This is a genomic window from Dyella sp. NPDC103356 (genome assembly GCF_055584465.1).
In genome coordinates this window covers 552,994-569,050 of record NZ_JBVJLZ010000001.1, presented here as the reverse complement: position 1 = coordinate 569,050, position 16,057 = coordinate 552,994, and the positions used below count along the sequence as shown (strand labels likewise).

General features: G+C 61.4%; 15 protein-coding genes. 5 read left to right on the top strand and 10 right to left on the bottom strand.

All coding sequences use genetic code 11. The features are described 5' to 3' along the window. Window position 1: 1 nt before the first annotated feature. From ACZ6WW_RS02470 to ACZ6WW_RS02450, 5 genes are all read right to left on the bottom strand, one after another. On the bottom strand, window positions 2-2,395 hold the full coding sequence (locus ACZ6WW_RS02470; protein WP_465272815.1) for a fimbria/pilus outer membrane usher protein: 2,394 nt from the start codon (window positions 2,393-2,395) through the stop codon (window positions 2-4). Window positions 2,396-2,472: 77 nt separating this feature from the next. Next, a complete protein-coding gene (locus ACZ6WW_RS02465) occupies window positions 2,473-3,183 on the bottom strand; it encodes a DUF1120 domain-containing protein (RefSeq protein ID WP_465272814.1) in 711 nt (236 codons plus the stop codon). A gap of 3 nt (window positions 3,184-3,186) precedes the next feature. Then, entirely contained in the window at window positions 3,187-3,888 is a 702-nt protein-coding gene (locus tag ACZ6WW_RS02460; protein ID WP_465272813.1) for a fimbria/pilus chaperone family protein, read from the bottom strand. 230 nt (window positions 3,889-4,118) lie between these two features. Continuing rightward, entirely contained in the window at window positions 4,119-4,490 is a 372-nt protein-coding gene (locus ACZ6WW_RS02455) for a BON domain-containing protein (protein ID WP_465272812.1), read from the bottom strand. Between the two features lie 302 nt (window positions 4,491-4,792). Then, complete coding sequence (locus tag ACZ6WW_RS02450) at window positions 4,793-6,565, bottom strand: hypothetical protein (protein ID WP_465272811.1); 1,773 nt, start codon at window positions 6,563-6,565, stop codon at window positions 4,793-4,795. Between the two features lie 183 nt (window positions 6,566-6,748). On the opposite strand from ACZ6WW_RS02450, the gene ACZ6WW_RS02445 reads away from it, so the two are divergent. Then, on the top strand, window positions 6,749-7,939 hold the full coding sequence (locus tag ACZ6WW_RS02445; protein ID WP_465272810.1) for an acetyl-CoA C-acyltransferase: 1,191 nt from the start codon (window positions 6,749-6,751) through the stop codon (window positions 7,937-7,939). Window positions 7,940-8,108: 169 nt separating this feature from the next. Here ACZ6WW_RS02445 and ACZ6WW_RS02440 read toward each other — a convergent pair whose 3' ends face one another. The 5 genes from ACZ6WW_RS02440 to gshB all read right to left on the bottom strand — a co-directional run bounded on the left by ACZ6WW_RS02440 (window position 8,109) and on the right by gshB (window position 12,166). Then, on the bottom strand, window positions 8,109-9,035 hold the full coding sequence (locus tag ACZ6WW_RS02440; RefSeq protein ID WP_465272809.1) for an aspartate carbamoyltransferase catalytic subunit: 927 nt from the start codon (window positions 9,033-9,035) through the stop codon (window positions 8,109-8,111). A 38-nt stretch (window positions 9,036-9,073) separates the two neighbouring features. Next, window positions 9,074-9,523 carry a Holliday junction resolvase RuvX gene (gene ruvX / locus ACZ6WW_RS02435; RefSeq protein ID WP_465272808.1) on the bottom strand — a complete coding sequence of 150 codons (450 nt, stop codon included), beginning with the start codon at window positions 9,521-9,523 and terminating at the stop codon, window positions 9,074-9,076. Beyond that, a complete protein-coding gene (locus ACZ6WW_RS02430; RefSeq protein WP_281852221.1) occupies window positions 9,520-10,089 on the bottom strand; it encodes a YqgE/AlgH family protein in 570 nt (189 codons plus the stop codon). The genes ruvX and ACZ6WW_RS02430 overlap by 4 nt, the downstream gene beginning before the upstream one ends. Before the next feature lie 239 nt (window positions 10,090-10,328). After that, window positions 10,329-11,198, bottom strand: coding sequence for an energy transducer TonB (locus tag ACZ6WW_RS02425; protein WP_465272807.1), 870 nt, complete (start codon window positions 11,196-11,198; stop codon window positions 10,329-10,331). Next, window positions 11,195-12,166 (bottom strand): glutathione synthase, encoded by a 972-nt coding sequence (gene gshB / locus ACZ6WW_RS02420; RefSeq protein WP_465273007.1) that lies wholly within the window; start codon window positions 12,164-12,166, stop codon window positions 11,195-11,197. Before gshB ends, ACZ6WW_RS02425 begins: the two co-directional genes overlap by 4 nt. Window positions 12,167-12,546: 380 nt before the next feature. Here gshB and pilG point away from each other — a divergent pair, with 380 nt between their 5' ends. The 4 genes from pilG (at window position 12,547) to ACZ6WW_RS02400 (ending at window position 16,020) form a co-directional block, all read left to right on the top strand. Then, on the top strand, window positions 12,547-12,903 hold the full coding sequence (pilG, locus tag ACZ6WW_RS02415; RefSeq protein ID WP_465273006.1) for a twitching motility response regulator PilG: 357 nt from the start codon (window positions 12,547-12,549) through the stop codon (window positions 12,901-12,903). Window positions 12,904-12,934: 31 nt separating this feature from the next. Next, complete coding sequence (locus tag ACZ6WW_RS02410) at window positions 12,935-13,309, top strand: response regulator (RefSeq protein WP_281852225.1); 375 nt, start codon at window positions 12,935-12,937, stop codon at window positions 13,307-13,309. Between the two features lie 8 nt (window positions 13,310-13,317). Next, on the top strand, window positions 13,318-13,857 hold the full coding sequence (locus ACZ6WW_RS02405) for a chemotaxis protein CheW (RefSeq protein WP_281852226.1): 540 nt from the start codon (window positions 13,318-13,320) through the stop codon (window positions 13,855-13,857). Between the two features lie 129 nt (window positions 13,858-13,986). Then, entirely contained in the window at window positions 13,987-16,020 is a 2,034-nt protein-coding gene (locus ACZ6WW_RS02400; RefSeq protein ID WP_465272806.1) for a methyl-accepting chemotaxis protein, read from the top strand. Window positions 16,021-16,057: the final 37 nt, after the last annotated feature.

Sequence of the window (16,057 nt, the reverse complement as noted above, 5' to 3'; positions counted from 1 at the left end):
TTCAACGACAGGTAGCGTTGGACTCTTCATAAGGGCGATTCGGGTCGAATCGCTCAGGGGCTTTGTAGTCCAATTCGCAGAGGTGTCCCTCGCTCGTCTTGAGTTGCAAGCGGGCGCCGATCTGGTCGTTTGTCAGCATGATATTTCCGCTGTCCGCGACGGTACTCACCAGCTTGCCAGATATGTCCAGGACGGCGCTCCCCTGTGGTGCGGGCCGACCGTCCGCCATGGATGCGGTCAAGATCAGTTGACGGACCTGGGACGCATCTACGGTTCGGCGGATAACACTGCCGCGCGCAGGGGAGAGCTCTACGGTGCTGCTGGCGACGCGATACGTTATGGGAATGCTTTTGCCATCGACATATGCCGTTTGTGTTTGATACGGCGACAACTGGGGAATGAGGCTGTATCCATGCTTGTTGGTCACCGTTGCGCCGCCTGGGCCGCGGAGGCGCAGGCCGGCAAGTTCCGGGAAACGCATAACGGCAAACGTATCCGTCAATGGTGAGGGGGAGAAAAGTAGATTCCGGTCGACCCATACCATGCCGCCGGACGCATGGACACTTCCAGATCGCGACGATCGACCGACAGAGAAGCTTGCACTGGTTCGAGCGAAACGATTGTTGAGCGATGTATAGGCTCCCAGCCGTGTGCTACCAGCGTTGTCTTGCGTGGCTTGAAAGCGATAGCTGCCTTGGCTATCCGGGAGCGCATTCGAATAGCTGGCGGTGACACTACGATAGTTTCCGCTGGCTTGCGCGCTGTGCTGCCATCGAGCGGTTCCCAACGGGATGTCGACATTCAAGAATAGCGTTTGCCAACGGTTTCCATCGTGTTGAGCCGTTAGATTCCAAGTCGACGACTTCATCTTCCAGCTTGCTGCAAACGCGTGGCGGATGGGAGCAAGCCACGCGGTGGGCTGGGTCAGCGACAGCGAATAACTATAGGTGCCCCATCTGGGAGAGTGCCACATGAGCGAGGATGTCATCGAGCGTTGCGACGATGAAGTGATGGCGCGCTGAGCGCTTGCCTCAGTCAGTCGCCATAACCCTTGTTCGGGCGTTGCAAAGCGCCGCGAACGCACGAGCACGGATGTATTTGCTACTATCTGCGGTGTAAGAGCCCAGGACCCATTGGCCGATAGTTCGACGCCTGCGCCAAACGACGGTGTCTTGGACGCGCGGAGGTTTACTCCCGCACTGCGGCCTTTGTCGGGGTGGCTGGTATTCACGGAAATAGCGGCCGAACGATAACCTTCAGCCCAGAGCAGGCCGAGCGATCCACTGGTGCGGGGAGTAAGCGGTGTACCCCGTTCCATGGTGAGGACCATCGGCGCGTGACGATCGCTGCCGCCGGCTCGGTAATCGGGCATATATTTACCCGCGCCGAACTGAAACGAAGCCACTTGCGTCACATACGCAGCGCCAGGCGGTACAGGGATGCTCAGTAATTGCCGATGTCCGCTCTCCTCGGTGATCGCGACCTCCATGTCGATGCCTGGAACAACGCCCGGTATGGATGAAAGTGAGAAGGGTCCGGGAGGCACGACGGTGCGATACCTTAGTTGTCCATGCTGGCGAATTTCGACAATGGCCTGCGTTTGCACCACACCTGTCGCTACCGCGGATGAGGCGCCTTGCTGAGATTGAGCGGTATCCGATGCGATCTGTACGCCCGTGAGGGGAAGACCACCCCATGAGAAGGTGTTACTGGTAAAGCGCCCTGCCTGAAAAATTGCGGATAGGGGTTCGATGGCTTTGGCGATGTACGCGCCTTCGTTCCAATAGCGACTTGTCCCCTGATAACGCGAATAGTAGGCCTTGGCGCGCAGGGTCCACCCGCTTACGTTGATGCCCGGCTCAAGTCGGGCATCAAAATAGTTCAAGCGGTGAGAGCGGTATTTGGACTGCGTTGCTTGAACATCGTAGTTGAGTAGAACCGCCTGTCCGCCGCGATCGAAACCATCGTGGTTTGGCGGCAATGCCGTGTCGGCTACCAGCAGCTCGATAGACGAGCGGGATGGATCCAGTGTCAGTTGGAGATGTTGCGAGGGCCTGCCAGGCGTCAGACAACCGGCAGGCATGTGTTCGCCGCGTATGCGTAGTTGCGTCCATAGGCGGTCGTCAAAACAAGGAAAGCCTTCCTCATTGAAGCTCAACTCCATGCTTTGAGGAGGGAGGCCATTAACACTTACCGAGACCGGCTGCATTCCAGGAAGAAAATGTGGCTTGTCTCGAAAATAAGTGGCTATTTCGTCGGGAAATCCGCGTGCGCGAAGGAGGTCCGCATCGAAATCGACCGGGCCGCCATGGGGAGCCGCGCAGCATGGTTTTGTTGCGAGGCAGGTCGAAAGCAGTGCGGTCGAAAAAACAACTCGAGATATCTTGATCGACATGTGACTCCGTTCATCATGGCGATGGATTAATTTGATGGTGGTGCGTGACCAGCTTTTTTCTACACGCGGATATTGACTTATAGGCCTTGCTTAATGGTCAGCGTCAAATGGCCCTTCAATGGTGTGCCATCCGGAGGCAGCCCCGCCATTTCACTTTCTGTTGCAAGCCTGGGGTTTACTTCAAGGTCTACTTTGAACTGCCGACCACTAGCTGGTAGGTTTCCATTGTCCAAGCGCATCCAGGTGCTGTGCGCCCCATTTCTGAGAAGAGCAGTCGCGCTACCTTGGGGGGCAACGGTGTAAGTGGAAAAGAGCGCATTCTGACCGTCGACGGCAGGATTTTTTGCTGTAACTGTATAGGAGCCCAATTTCCCGGTGCTATTTACATTCCCAAGTCCGAAATTCCGATCGCCTAGCTCTGACGAGCTGGCGCTCTCAAGATCCGCCGTTGTGAGTGTGACGTAAGTTAATATGTCGCATGCCACCGTCCATGTGGCAGTCTGAGATTGAAGAGGGGTGGTTTGGTTTTTTCTAACGAGTGAAGACGAGATAGTGCCAAGGTCGTAAGTTCCACCATTTGATACATCCACGGAGCATTTGCCAGAGTCTCCAAAGACGCCAATGACATTAAGATCGGCAACTTGAGCATGAGATTCGAAAGCTGTCGCAATCAAGGCGGTTAAAGCTAGTATTTTTTTGTTCACGATGAAACCTCGCGTATTTTGAATGACGTTGTTCGATGCGCTGCATTTGCGTTGGTGATCGCGCTGATCAAGCGTGACCGGCATCGGTCAGTCGCTGCCGATGTTTTTGACAGTGATGGTTATGGGTGTGAGTACGGATCCTCGTCTATTCATAGGGGTGATACGTATACGTTCTGGTTTGTCTGACAAGCGATGGCTTGTGACCTCTCCTGGCATGAGATAAGGCAGCTTCAAGGGGATGTCCGCGGCTTGAGGTTGAGTCTGTAGGCTGGGCAGTAGACGCACGACGTGTTTGCCTGTGTTTCGTATTTCGAGCCTGCCATCCTCATGCCCGACGGCTACATCTCGCCAGGGCTCGTCCGTCGTCGCAATGGATTTCGGATAGATCATCAGCGGTATGATCTGTTTTATGTTGATTGTCGCCGCGCTTTGTTTTTTAACGGGTATGGCCTCGAACGAGGCTTCCAGCATGTGTTCTTCCCGCAGCGCTTCGCCTTCTCGAAGCACGTAATGGATAAGCTGACTCTGACGTGGTTCGATGCGTGTTATCGGCGGGGTGACAAGAAGACGATCGGCGATGTCGTCTTCTTTCAAGTTTTTGACCTTGCTAATAACAAGAATGGGATCGTCACCGGTATTGGTGACGTTGAAGGCAGCTCGGCCTTCATCCTCATAGAGGAGAACGCTGCCGGCTTCCAGGGCAAACGTTGCCGCGCGACCATTTGCGGTCACGAACAAAAAGAGTACGACGAACCTCCTTGCGAGGCTCAATGATGTTTGCCAATCCATGGCTTGTCTCCATTGAGTGTGCGGCTGTGCCGCCCAGTATCGACAGAGTAGCTCTGACGAATTGCAATGTCTGTCGGATCGACCAATGTTTTTTTAGGTGTTCTATATCGATTTAATGCATGCCTTCCGACGCATAAATAAAGACAAAAAAGAAGGGATCCTGAGATCCCTTCTGGTGTTGCGTTGTCACTGGCGCGGCGGCTGGGTCGCCGGCTTCAGTCGCTCGACGATTAGCTCGATGCCGACGATGCGCTGACCGTCAGGCCGCTGGCGTCCACACTCTTGACGCCCTTTATCTTCTTGGCGATCGCGGTTGCATGTGCCTTTTCCTTGGCGGTAGCTACAGTGCCGCTCAAGGTGACCACGCCCTCAGTAGTGCTTACCGAGATATCGCTGGCCTTGACGGCCTTGTTGGCGGCAAATTCGGATTTCACCTTGGTGGTGATCCAGGCATCGTCAACTTTGCCGGGCACGGTCTGGTTATCCGATGACTTGCTCATGCTGGCGCCGGAATCCTGAGCGACGGCCTGGGTGACCGGAATCGCGCCAAACGCAGCGATAAAACCAGCAGCGATCAGAGTCTTGCGAATTGAAAAGGACATGGCGACCTCCTTGCATTGGGGAAGATGCTGTCTTGCAAGACAGACGGTATGCCGAACTGGACAGTGACCGTGATCCCATGGCAACAGGAAGGAAGTGAACGCAATGTGCCCATCGCTTGCTTGCGTTCAGGCGAAAAGCGGGAATGCGAAATTGGCGTGCTTCTGTTGTACAAAGTTTGCTATTGCCATGTACAGAACCCAATCACCTCACTCCTCATGTCATCCCGGCCTGCGTCGGGATGACGAGAACAAAAAAACGGGGCGCCGAAGCGCCCCGTCGAGTATCACAATCGCGTTGTCGATTACTTCAGTTCAACGCTGTTGGTGATCACCAGGCCGTGCTCGTCGACATGCATCTCGCCGGAGAGATCCTTCACGCGCGCGGCCTGTTGACGCATGGATTCAAACTGCGCCTTTGAACGCGCGGCAGCCTGCTGCTGTTCCTTGACCGCGTCGGTGTCGGCAGCGTCGTCGTCGCTCTTGCCCATGTTGGCGGTGAGTTGCGCAAGCTGTTCGGACTTGGCTTCCATCGCCTGCACCCAGGTCTGGTACATGTCGCCGGTCAGATGCATGCGCATCATGCGGCCGGCGTCGCCTTCGGGTGCCTTGAGCATGTCGCCGAGCTTGCTGTCTTCACCGGTGCCGATGCCGAGCACCAGGGCCTTGTCGCTCGTCGCCACCCAGGCAGGCTGGCCGAGCGTGGCGGTCATGTCGGCAGGCAGCGCCACCGGCTTGCCGTCGTTGGTCAGCTTGAGCTGGCCCAGTGCCGGCATGGCCATCTGACCCATCGCGATCAGGCCGGTCGGGTTGCTGGAAGCGACCAGCACGCGGCCGCTGAACTTGGGCAGCGTGGCGTTCGGATCGGGCGCAAAGGTATCGAGCACGATGCGCAGGCCCTGCATGTCGCCGAAGGGCGGCATCGCAGCACGCTGAGCCAGCTGCCCGATCTTGGCGAACTGGTCGTTCATGTCGAGCAGTGCGGGGCAGGTGAACGGCTTGGCGGCCACGGCATCGGCCTGCGCCGACCAGAACGTGCGTACGTCCTTCATCGGCAGTGCGATGCTGAGGTCGAACGGTGCGTCGCCACTGCTGCCCAGGCCCGGCAGGCCGACCTTCAAGCCCGAGAATGCCTTGACGATGTCATCGGCCAGCGCCAGATCCACGCGCGCCGACTGCTGCTTGCTGTCGAGCGTGGTGTAACCGAAGCTCATCGACGGTACGCGTGCAGCAATGCGCGCCGCGTCGGCCTGACAGGTCGGCGGAATCTGCATCTGGTTGGCGACCGGCTCGCCGGTCTTGGCCGCTTCGCTTTCTGCGTGGGCCTTGAACATCGCGCTGAAGAACGGGTCCTTGCCACCCGACACCAGTGCCAGGGTACGGGCAACGTCGAGTTGGCCGACGGCGTAGGGCTTGTAACCCTTGTCCTTGGCCAGGGTTTCCAGGCGGCCGTCTTCCTGCAGGCTCTTGGCCGGACGATCCAGGCCCAGCGCCTGGCGCAGCATCGACTCGGAGGCATCGGCCGGCAACAAGGCGGCAACGGCCTGCTTGCCGACAACAGCAAGGATGACCTGCGTGCCGGCTTCCGTCGACACGTGCTTACGGTAGGACTGACCACCGACGCTCGCCGTGTCGAGCTTTTTGCCATAGGCCGTTTCCAGGCGGCCGACAAAGGCTTCGAATGCCTTCGGGTCGCTCAGCTCGATACGCGCCACCGGCGAAAGGCCCAGGCCGTAGAACGCCGAGTAGCCTTTCACATCCAGTCCGGTGTTCTGCGCAAAGGCTTCGGCGGTCTTGCCGTCGATCTCGGCGATAAAGGCCTTGAACAGACGTGCGTTGTCCGGGTCCTTTATCTCGTCGGCAGCCGCTTTCATCTGCGCGACCTGGCCCGGCAACTGCGCATCGGCCTGGCTCAGCAAGGCGGCGCGAGTGCTGTCGTCCAGTACATCGAGGTTGGCAATGACATAAGGCGTATCGGCGGGCACGAAGGCCAGCGGAGCATCTTTGTCCTTGTGTGCGCAGGCGGCCAGCAGTACGCCGGCAAAGCCCAGCGCGAAAAAGCGCGTCGTCGATCGCATCTTGATTCCCTAGTTTGAAGATGATGTTGCGCTGCGCATTATGCCTGCTTTACGGGCTGTCATAACGTGTAGCTAACAAAGATGATCGTGCTTGCTTTCAGTTTGACGACGCATGCTTGATTTTATTGATGTTGATCATCATCTAATATGGCGAGTTTTCCAGGACCACCCCTCGAGGTCGCCATGCAACATCAGGATCCGATCGTCATTGCCGCGGCCGTACGCACGCCGCTGGGCCGTTTTCTCGGCGAGCTCACGCCGCTCACCACGCCCATGCTGGGCGCGAGCGTATTGACGGCGGCGTTACAGCGTTCTGGCCTGGCCGCCGAGCGGGTCAGCGAAACCATCATGGGCTGTGTACTGCCGGCCGGCCTTGGCCAGGCGCCCGCACGGCAGGCCGCAAGAGGCGCGGACCTGCCCGACGGCGTTGGCGCGACCACGGTCAACAAGGTCTGCGGTTCGGGCATGAAGGCGACGATGCTGGCGCACGACCTGCTGCTGGCGGGGAGCGCCGACTTCGTTCTCGCCGGCGGCATGGAAAGCATGTCCAACGCGCCGTATCTGTTGCCCAAGGCCCGCGCGGGGTATCGGGCGGGACACCAGCAGGCGCTCGATCACATGCTGTTCGATGGGTTGGAGGATGCCTACGAAGGCGGGCGACCGATGGGCGACTTCGGTGAAGCGACGGCTGCCAAGTACGGGTTCAGTCGCGCGGACCAGGACGCCTATGCGATGGAAACGTTGCGGCGTGCGCGTTACGCCGTCGAGCAGGGCGTATTCGATCCCGAGGTGGTTGCAGTCAGTGTGCCTACGCGTGGCGGCAGCGTCGACATTGCGCGTGACGAACATCCGCTCAAGGTCGATCCGGCGAAGATTCCCAGCCTGCGTCCGGCGTTTCGCACGGACGGTACGATCACTGCAGCCAGTTCTTCGGCCAATGCTGACGGTGCGGCAGCGCTGCTATTGACCCGCCGTTCGCTCGCCGAACGGGAAGGGTTGCCGATCCTGGCCGAAATTCGCGGGCATGCCACGCACAGTCAGGCGCCGGAATGGTTTACCACGGCGCCAGCGCCGGCTATTCGCAAGCTGCTGGACAAAGTCGGTTGGAAGCTGGGCGATGTCGACCTGTTCGAAATCAACGAGGCCTTTGCGGTCGTGGCGATGGCGGCGATGCGCGAGCTGGGCATCGGTCACGACATCCTCAATATTCATGGCGGTGCGTGTGCGCTTGGACATCCGATCGGTGCGACCGGCGCGCGATTGATCGTGACGTTGTTGCATGCGTTGGAGCGCAATGGGTTGCGTCGTGGGGTGGCGTCGCTTTGTATCGGTGGTGGGGAAGCTACCGCGATCGCGATTGAGCGAGCTGCGTAGGAGCGAATTCTAGGGAGCTTCGAATAACCTCAGTTTTCATCGTCGCCCCGGCTAAAGCCGGGGCCCAGTGTCTTTATCACACTGAAGCGTAAGGCACTGGGTCCCGGCCTTCGCCGGGATGACGGATAGTAGGCTTTAAGGGGATTTTGAAGCCGCTCCTACAAATGGCTCAACGCCCCATCACCTCACACAAAACAGCCATCCGTACAAACACCCCATTACCCACCTGCTCAAGAATGCGCGACTGCGGCCCATCGGCCACCTCGGACGCAATCTCGATCCCACGATTGAGCGGCCCCGGATGCATCACCAGGCATCCTTTACCTGCCAGCGCCAGGCGCCGGTTATCCAGACCGAAGCGCTCGAAATAAGCCGCCTCATCAGGCAGATCGGTCGACGCCATGCGCTCCTTCTGCAAGCGCAACATGATCACCGCATCCACACCCTCGATCGCTTCGTCGAAATTTTCGACGATCGTGCAACCCGGAAATTCGCTCGCTTCGGGCATCAGACCGGCTGGGCCACAAAGACGAATTTCCTTGGCACCCAGCGCACGCAGCGCATGCACATCCGAACGCGCCACGCGCGAATGTTTTACGTCGCCGCAGATCACCACTTTCAACTGGCCGAAATCCGGCCGATGCTCGCGAATCGTCAGCATGTCGAGCAGGCCCTGCGTCGGATGCGCGCGATTGCCGTCGCCGGCATTGATCACGGCGACACCGCTCATGGCGTGGCGTACTAGTTCGTCCGGCGTGCCCGATATTTTGTGGCGTACCACGATCGTGTCCAGATGCATCGCTTCGAGCGTATGCAGCGTGTCGAACAGCGCCTCGCCCTTGCTGGTCGACGACAATCCAATATCGAAATTGATCACGTCCGCGCCAAGGCGCCGTGCAGCCAGCTCGAACGAAGTACGCGTACGCGTGGACGGTTCGAAGAACAGGTTCAGCACCGTTCGACCGGCCAACAGGTCGAGTTTGCGCGTGCCGTGCGCACAGGCGTTGCGCATCGAGACAGCGCGATCGAGCAGGCGTTCGATGGTGGCGCTGGGCATGTTTTCCAGCGAGGTCAGGTGGCGCAGGCGTTGGCTCATAGAGATCGATCGATGTGAATGAGGAAGATGGGCGGGGCTCATGGACTGGCAACGCCGGGGATGGCCTCGGTCATGCCGGTGAGCCAGCCTTCGAGAATGACGGCGGCAGCCTCGGCATCGATTTGCTGCGCGTCGCGTTTTCGCTTCAGGCCAGCAGCGCGGGCCTGTGCGAAGCGACGTGCGGCTTCCTGCGATGTGTGCCGTTCGTCCACCAGCACCACCGGCAGGTTATAGCGTTCGCTCAACTGGTTGGCGAAGCGACGCGCACCGCGGCTGGCGGGTTGCTCCTCGCCGTCGAGCGTCAAGGGCAGGCCGACGACCAGGGTGTCGGGCAGCCAGTTCTGGCGCAAGCTATCGAGCTGCACCCAATCGGGCGTGCCGTCGCGATTGGGAATGGCGGCAATGCCGCGCGCGCTGGCCGTCAACCGGTTGCCAACGGCCACGCCGATCAAGCGGCTGCCGTAGTCGAACCCGAAGGCACAGCTCATGCGTGGCCCGCGTAGCCGGGCAATTGCAGCGGGTCGACGCCGACCAGGCCGGCAGCAGCGCTCCAGCGTTCCTCCAACGGCGTATGGAACACTACCCGCTCACTGGCCTCGACGGTCAGCCAGGTGTTGTCCTTCAATTCTTGCTCAAGCTGCCCAGCGCTCCAGCCGGCATAGCCCAGCGCCATCAAGGCCAGGCGCGGACCTTCGCCAGCGGCCATGGCCACCAGGATGTCGCGCGAGGTCGTCACCGACCAGTCGGCATTGACGCGGTAGCTCGATTCCCAATGGCCATGCTCGCGGTGCAGCACAAAGCCGCGTTCCTGCTGCACGGGACCGCCGATCAGCACCGGCGCATCGGCCAGTTCGATATCCGAACAGCCCAGCTTCATCTGCGCCAGCACATCGCCCAGGCGGTATTCGGAAAGCTGGTTGATCAGCAGGCCCACCGCGCCGTCCTCATCGTGCTGGCAGACAAAGGCCACACCGCGAGAGAAGGGCGGATCGGCCAGGCTGGGCATGGCGATCAGGAAATGGCCGGCGAGAGTTTGCTGACTGGGGGAGGTCATGGGGCCATTGTAAGCCGGGATGGTGCTCCGAGAGTGAGGATGTTGTTTCGCTGCCCACAAGCGACCTCAGTTTTCATCGTCGCCCCGGCGAACGCCGGGGCCCAGCGTCTTTCGTTCAATGTGCCGAAGACGCTGGATTACTCGCTTCGCTCGCCCCTTCGGGGCCGCCCTTCGGGCGTTCTACGCGCAAGCGCTTGTCCGGCGTTCGTCGGGATGACGGCTAGGAGGGACTGCAAACACTACCGATTCCGCAGCACGTTATCCGGCCCGAACTGCCACGTACGCGTGATGTACAGCTCGTCCACCCGCTCCTTGTCGTCGGCAGGCAGGGCAGGGAAAGGCGCCGCCAGCCGCACGATGCGCTGGGCCGAGGCATCGAGCACCGCCTCGCCGGAGCTCTTGATCACGTCGATGCTCTTGATGCTGCCGTCGCGGTTCAGCCCCACGGTCAGCACCAGGTCGCCATGCAGCCCCTTTTGGCGGGCCTCGTTGGGATAGTTGAGGTTGCCCAGCCGCTCGACCCGGTCGACCCAGCCGCGCATGTAGGCGGCGTAGACGAATTCCTTGGTATTGGCCGAAATGAATTTCTTCTTCGGGCGCTTGGCGTAGGCCTCGCTCTTGCTGCGCAGCTCGGCAGCCAGCCGGGCCATTTCTTCCTGCTGCTTGAGCTCGGCCGCCGACTGCGGCTGGTCGGGCGTCAGCTCGGTCTGGCCGGTATCGCTGTTGACCGACTGCGCGCTGTTGCCAGTGGTGGTGACCAGCCGTTGGGCGGTGGCGTCGCGTGGCGCCGGCACGGTGGCGTCGACGTGGCGCTGCGCGGTGCCTTGGGCCTCGGTCGGCAGCGGGCCGGAGAAGGGCTGCGAGGGGCGGGCGGCCTTGTCGCTCTCGCCGCCGCCGGCGTTATTGGCCTGGGCGAGGAAATCGGCCTTGTCCGGTGCCTCGCGGTTGGCGACGTCGACCAAGGTCACATCCAGCGTGGGCAGGCTGGGCTTGGCCTTGACGTAGTGAAAGGTGATGCCCAACAGCAGCACGCCGTGCAGCAGCAGCGAGAACAGCAACGTGGCGCCGATCGGGTCGGCGCCGTTGTTGGGGCGAACGGTGGCATTCACGCAGCTTGGGTTCCGAGGCTTTCGATGACGTCGAACAACTGGCCGGCAATATTAAGCCCGAACTGCGCGTCCAGTTCGCGCACACAGGTCGGCGATGTGACGTTGATCTCGGTGAGGTAGTCGCCGATCACGTCCAGGCCGACGAAGATCAGCCCGCGGCGCTTGAGCTCCGGAGCCACTTCGGCGGCGATCCAGCGGTCACGGTCGGACAGTGGCACGCCCTCGCCACGACCACCGGCCGCCAGGTTGCCGCGAAACTCGTTGCCCTGCGGGATGCGAGCGAGCGCGTAAGGCACCGGCTCACCATTGACCAGCAGAATCCGCTTGTCGCCGGAGGTGATTTCCGGGATGTACTTCTGCGCGATGGTGAAATGCCGCCCTTCGCCATGCGGGCCGCCGGCCAGCAGGGTCTCCAGCATCGAGTTGAGGTTGCTGTCGCCGGCCTTGACCCGAAAGATGCCGCGCCCGCCCATGCCGTCCAGCGGCTTGAGCACCACCTCGCCGTGCTCGGCGGCAAAGCGGCGCAGCTCGCCAGCATCGCGCGAGACCAGGGTGGGCACGATGCACTGGGGGAACTGCAGGGCGAACAGCTTTTCGTTGCAGTCGCGCAGGGCCTGCGGGTCGTTCACCACCAGCACGCCGGCCTTTTGGGCCAGCTCCAGCACCATCGTGTCGTAAATGAATTGCGGGTCGACCGGGGGGTCCTTGCGCATCAGCACCACGTCGATCTCGCGCAGGTCGCGCCACTGGGCCGCTTCCAGTTGGAACCAGGCCTTGGGATCGTCCTTGACCGAAAGCTCGGCCACGCGGGCCCAGGGGGCGCCGTCGCGGATCGACAGGTCGCCTTGCTCCATGTAGAGCAGCTTGTGGCCACGCCGCTGGGCTTCCAGCAGCATCGCGAAGGTGGTGTCCTTGACGGTCTTGATGCCCGAAATAGGGTCCATGAGTACGGCGACCGACAAGGCCATCGTCATTCTCCGGTAGTCGAAACGTGTGAAAACGGCCATGTTCGCCGAGGGTGTCCTCGCGCGGCAAGGTTGGGGATCGTCGGCCTCCCGTACAAGGCGGCGGTTCCACGGGCAAATGTGAAGATGCAAGAATCGCGATTTCGGAAGCAGTGTAAGCAATTGCAGCTTGACGCCACGGCAGTGAAGGCGGTAAACAGCAAATGCATAAAAGCCCGCCTCACGAGCGGGTTACGGAATTATTCTTGCGGAATTCTTTGTATTCCATATCGAGCCGGCGGCCACAAGGCTGACGGCTATGCGTTTACCTGAGCCGGGGCAGGTCGCAGGGGGGTTAAGTGAACTTGAACGTAAATGGCAATGGCCTGGCCGGTCTTAAGGTCATGGTTATCGATGACTCCAAGACGATCCGCCGTACGGCGGAAACCTTGTTGAAGAAGGAAGGCTGCGACGTGCTCACCGCCGTCGACGGGTTCGAGGCCTTGGCCAAGATTTCCGACCAGCGTCCGTCGATCATCTTCGTGGACATCATGATGCCGCGTCTCGACGGCTATCAAACCTGCGCGCTTATCAAGAATAATCCGCAGTTCCGCGGCACCCCGGTCATCATGCTGAGCTCGAAGGACGGGTTGTTCGACAAGGCCCGCGGCCGGATCGTCGGCGCGGAACAGTATTTGACCAAGCCGTTCACCCGAGACGAACTGCTTGGCGCTATTCATCGACATGTCAGCACGGTTTAAAACCTGCGACTACAGCATCTGAGGGGGAGCTGTGGCCCACATTCTCATCATCGACGACTCGCCGACCGACGTGCGCGTGTTCACCACGCTGCTCGAACGGGCGGGTCATCGTGTCGACTCGATCGGCAACGCCGAGGAAGGCATCGAGCGCGTCCGCGCCGAGCTTCCCGACCTGGTCATCATGGATGTCATCATGCCCGGCATGAACGGCTTCCAGGCGACCCGTACGCTCACCCGTGACCCGGTCACCTCGGGCGTACCGATCGTCATGATCACCACCAAATCGATGGAAACCGACCGCGTCTGGGGCTTGCGCCAGGGCGCGCGCGCGTTCATCACCAAACCGGTTAACGAGAAGGAACTTCTGGCCTGCATTCATGACCTGCTGCCAAGCGCGGCGGCCTGAGGGCAACGATGAGCCAGAACGCCAACCTGACCCCGTTTGAAATCCTCGCCCATTACGAGCGCCTGTCCCTGGCGCACGCGCTGGAGTCGTCGGACAAGCTCGAAGCCCCCGGGCTGTGGCGTGGTATCGGTTACCGCGCCGGCAGCCGTTCGTTCGTCAGCGGCATCGACGAGATCAACGAACTGTTGGCGGTGCCCCCGCTGACCCCGGTGCCCGGAACGCAGACGTGGCTGCTTGGCATCGCCAACGTGCGCGGCAACCTGGTGCCGGTGATCGACCTGGCGCGCTTCCTGTTCGGCGAACGCACCGTGACCACCGAGCGCAGCCGCCTGCTGGTGGTGCGCCAGGGCGCGGGCAGCGTGGCCCTGCTGGTCGACGAAGTGTTCGGGCAGCGCACCGTCGATGCCGAACAGCGCCGCGAAGCCGAGCCGGAAAGCGATCCACGCCTGACGCGTTTCGTCGACGATCGCGTCGGCGAGCAGCGGCTGGGCTTGTTCAGCATGAATCGGCTGGTACGCGCGCCTGACTTCCGTCAGGCGGCGGCCTGACGGCCAACACACAAGCTTGGGGTCCGGCGCCTGTTGCGGCCGGGAGATTGAATGGTTCGAAGGGGCGGTTCGGCCCCGGACATCGCCGGCGCAAAGCGCCGGCGCGGTGTAGACGGCGAGGTGAAGAGCATGAGCACTACTGGGGGCGTCGGCAGGGAGCGCAACTATTCCGGCATCATTATCGGCGCGCTGCTGATCATGATCGGCTTTGCCGTGCTGGATTTTGTCCTGCTCACCATCAAGGCCGGTGAGGATCGCGAAGCGATCGGCCTGACCACGCAAATCCAGGTGCTTTCGCAGCAGACGGCCAAGTACGCCCTCGAAGCGGCGGACGGCAACGTCGAGTCGTTCAAGGAGCTGGAGAACAACCGCAACTCCATCGATTCGGCCGTGCAGCGCCTGAACAAGGGCGACACCAAAGGCAGCATGCAAGCCTATGCCGACAACAACGCCTCGCCGACCGGCCGGGCGGTGTCTGCATTGAGTACCGCCTGGGGCCAGCTCGACGGCGACATCGGCAAGATTCTTTCGAACCGGGCGCTGGTGCTCGATTCGGCCCAGCGTGCCAGCACGCTTTCGCGCGAACTCCCCCTGCTGAACTCCTCCATGGAGCAGGTGGTGAACATCCTGCAGCAGCGCGGCGGCAGTGCGGACCAGACCTATACCTCGGCGCGCCAGATGCTCCTGGCCGACCGTATGATCCGCCGAGTGCAGGAAGTGCTGCAGGGCGGCGATGCCTCCCAGCCGGCCGCCGATGGTCTGTCCCGCGACGGCCAGTTGTACGGCAGCGTGCTCAACGGCCTACTCGCCGGTAACTCGGACATCGGCGTGCGCTCGATGGGCGATGCCAATGCCCGCAAGATCCTGACCGACATGCAGGGCAAGTGGAACGACGTCCAGGACCCGGTCAACAAGCTGATCAGCGCGGCCGGCAACCTGAGCGACGTGAAGCGCGCCGGCAACCAGGCCTCGCTCGATTCGCAGAACGTGCTGCTGCGCGCGAACGAACTGGCCGACCAGATCGGCAAGCTGCCGCTGCGCCGCCTGTTCCCGAACGTGTGGTGGGGCGTGCTTGGCGCCGGTGGCGCGGCACTCTTCGCCGTGTTGCTCGTCGTGCAGCAGATCGGCGACCAGCGCCGCCGCTTCCGCGAGTCGACCGAACTCAACCAGCGTAACCAGGAGGCGATCATGCGCCTGCTGGACGAAATGGGCTCGCTCGCCGAAGGTGACCTGACGGTCAAGACCACGGTCACCGAGGACATTACCGGCGCGATCGCCGACTCGGTGAACTACGCGATCGACGAGTTGCGCACCCTGGTGACCACGATCAACGAGACCTCCGAGCAGGTGTCCTCCTCGGCGCAGGAAACGCAGACCACCGCTCGCCATCTGGCCGACGCGGCCGAACACCAGGCGCAGCGAATCAGCTCGGCGACCACGCTGATCAACCAGATCGCCAGCTCCATGGACGGCGTGTCCAAGGACTCGGCCGAATCGGCCGACGTGGCCGAGCGCTCGGTGCAGATCGCCTCGCGTGGCGCCGAAGTGGTGCGCGAGACGATCTCGGGCATGGACTCGATTCGCGATCAGATCCAGGAAACCTCCAAGCGCATCAAGCGCCTGGGTGAGTCCTCGCAGGAAATCGGTTCGATCGTGGAACTGATTAACGACATTGCCGAGCAGACCAACATCCTCGCCTTGAACGCCGCAATCCAGGCGGCCTCGGCGGGTGAAGCCGGCCGCGGTTTCGCGGTGGTGGCGGACGAAGTGCAGCGCCTCGCGGAACGCTCCGCGAGCGCGACCAAGCGAATCGAAACGCTGGTGCAGACGATTCAGTCCGATACCAACGAAGCGGTGAACTCGATGGAACAGACCACCGCCGAAGTGGTGGCCGGTGCCCGCCTGGCCGAGGACGCCGGTAGCGCACTGGGTGACATCGAGCGCGTCTCGCACGATCTGTCCGCGCTGATTCAGAACATCTCCGCCGCGGCACGCCAGCAGTCGGCCGCCGCGACGGACATCTCGCAATCGATGAACGCGATTCAGGAAATTACTTCGCAGACCTCGCAAGGCGCGAGCCAGACGGCCGACTCGATCGGTTACCTGGCGCAGCTGGCGAGCGACCTGCGGCGTTCGGTGGCTCACTTCAAGCTGCCGGGTTGATACGGATTATGAGCCGAGCTGGCTCAATGACAGGGGG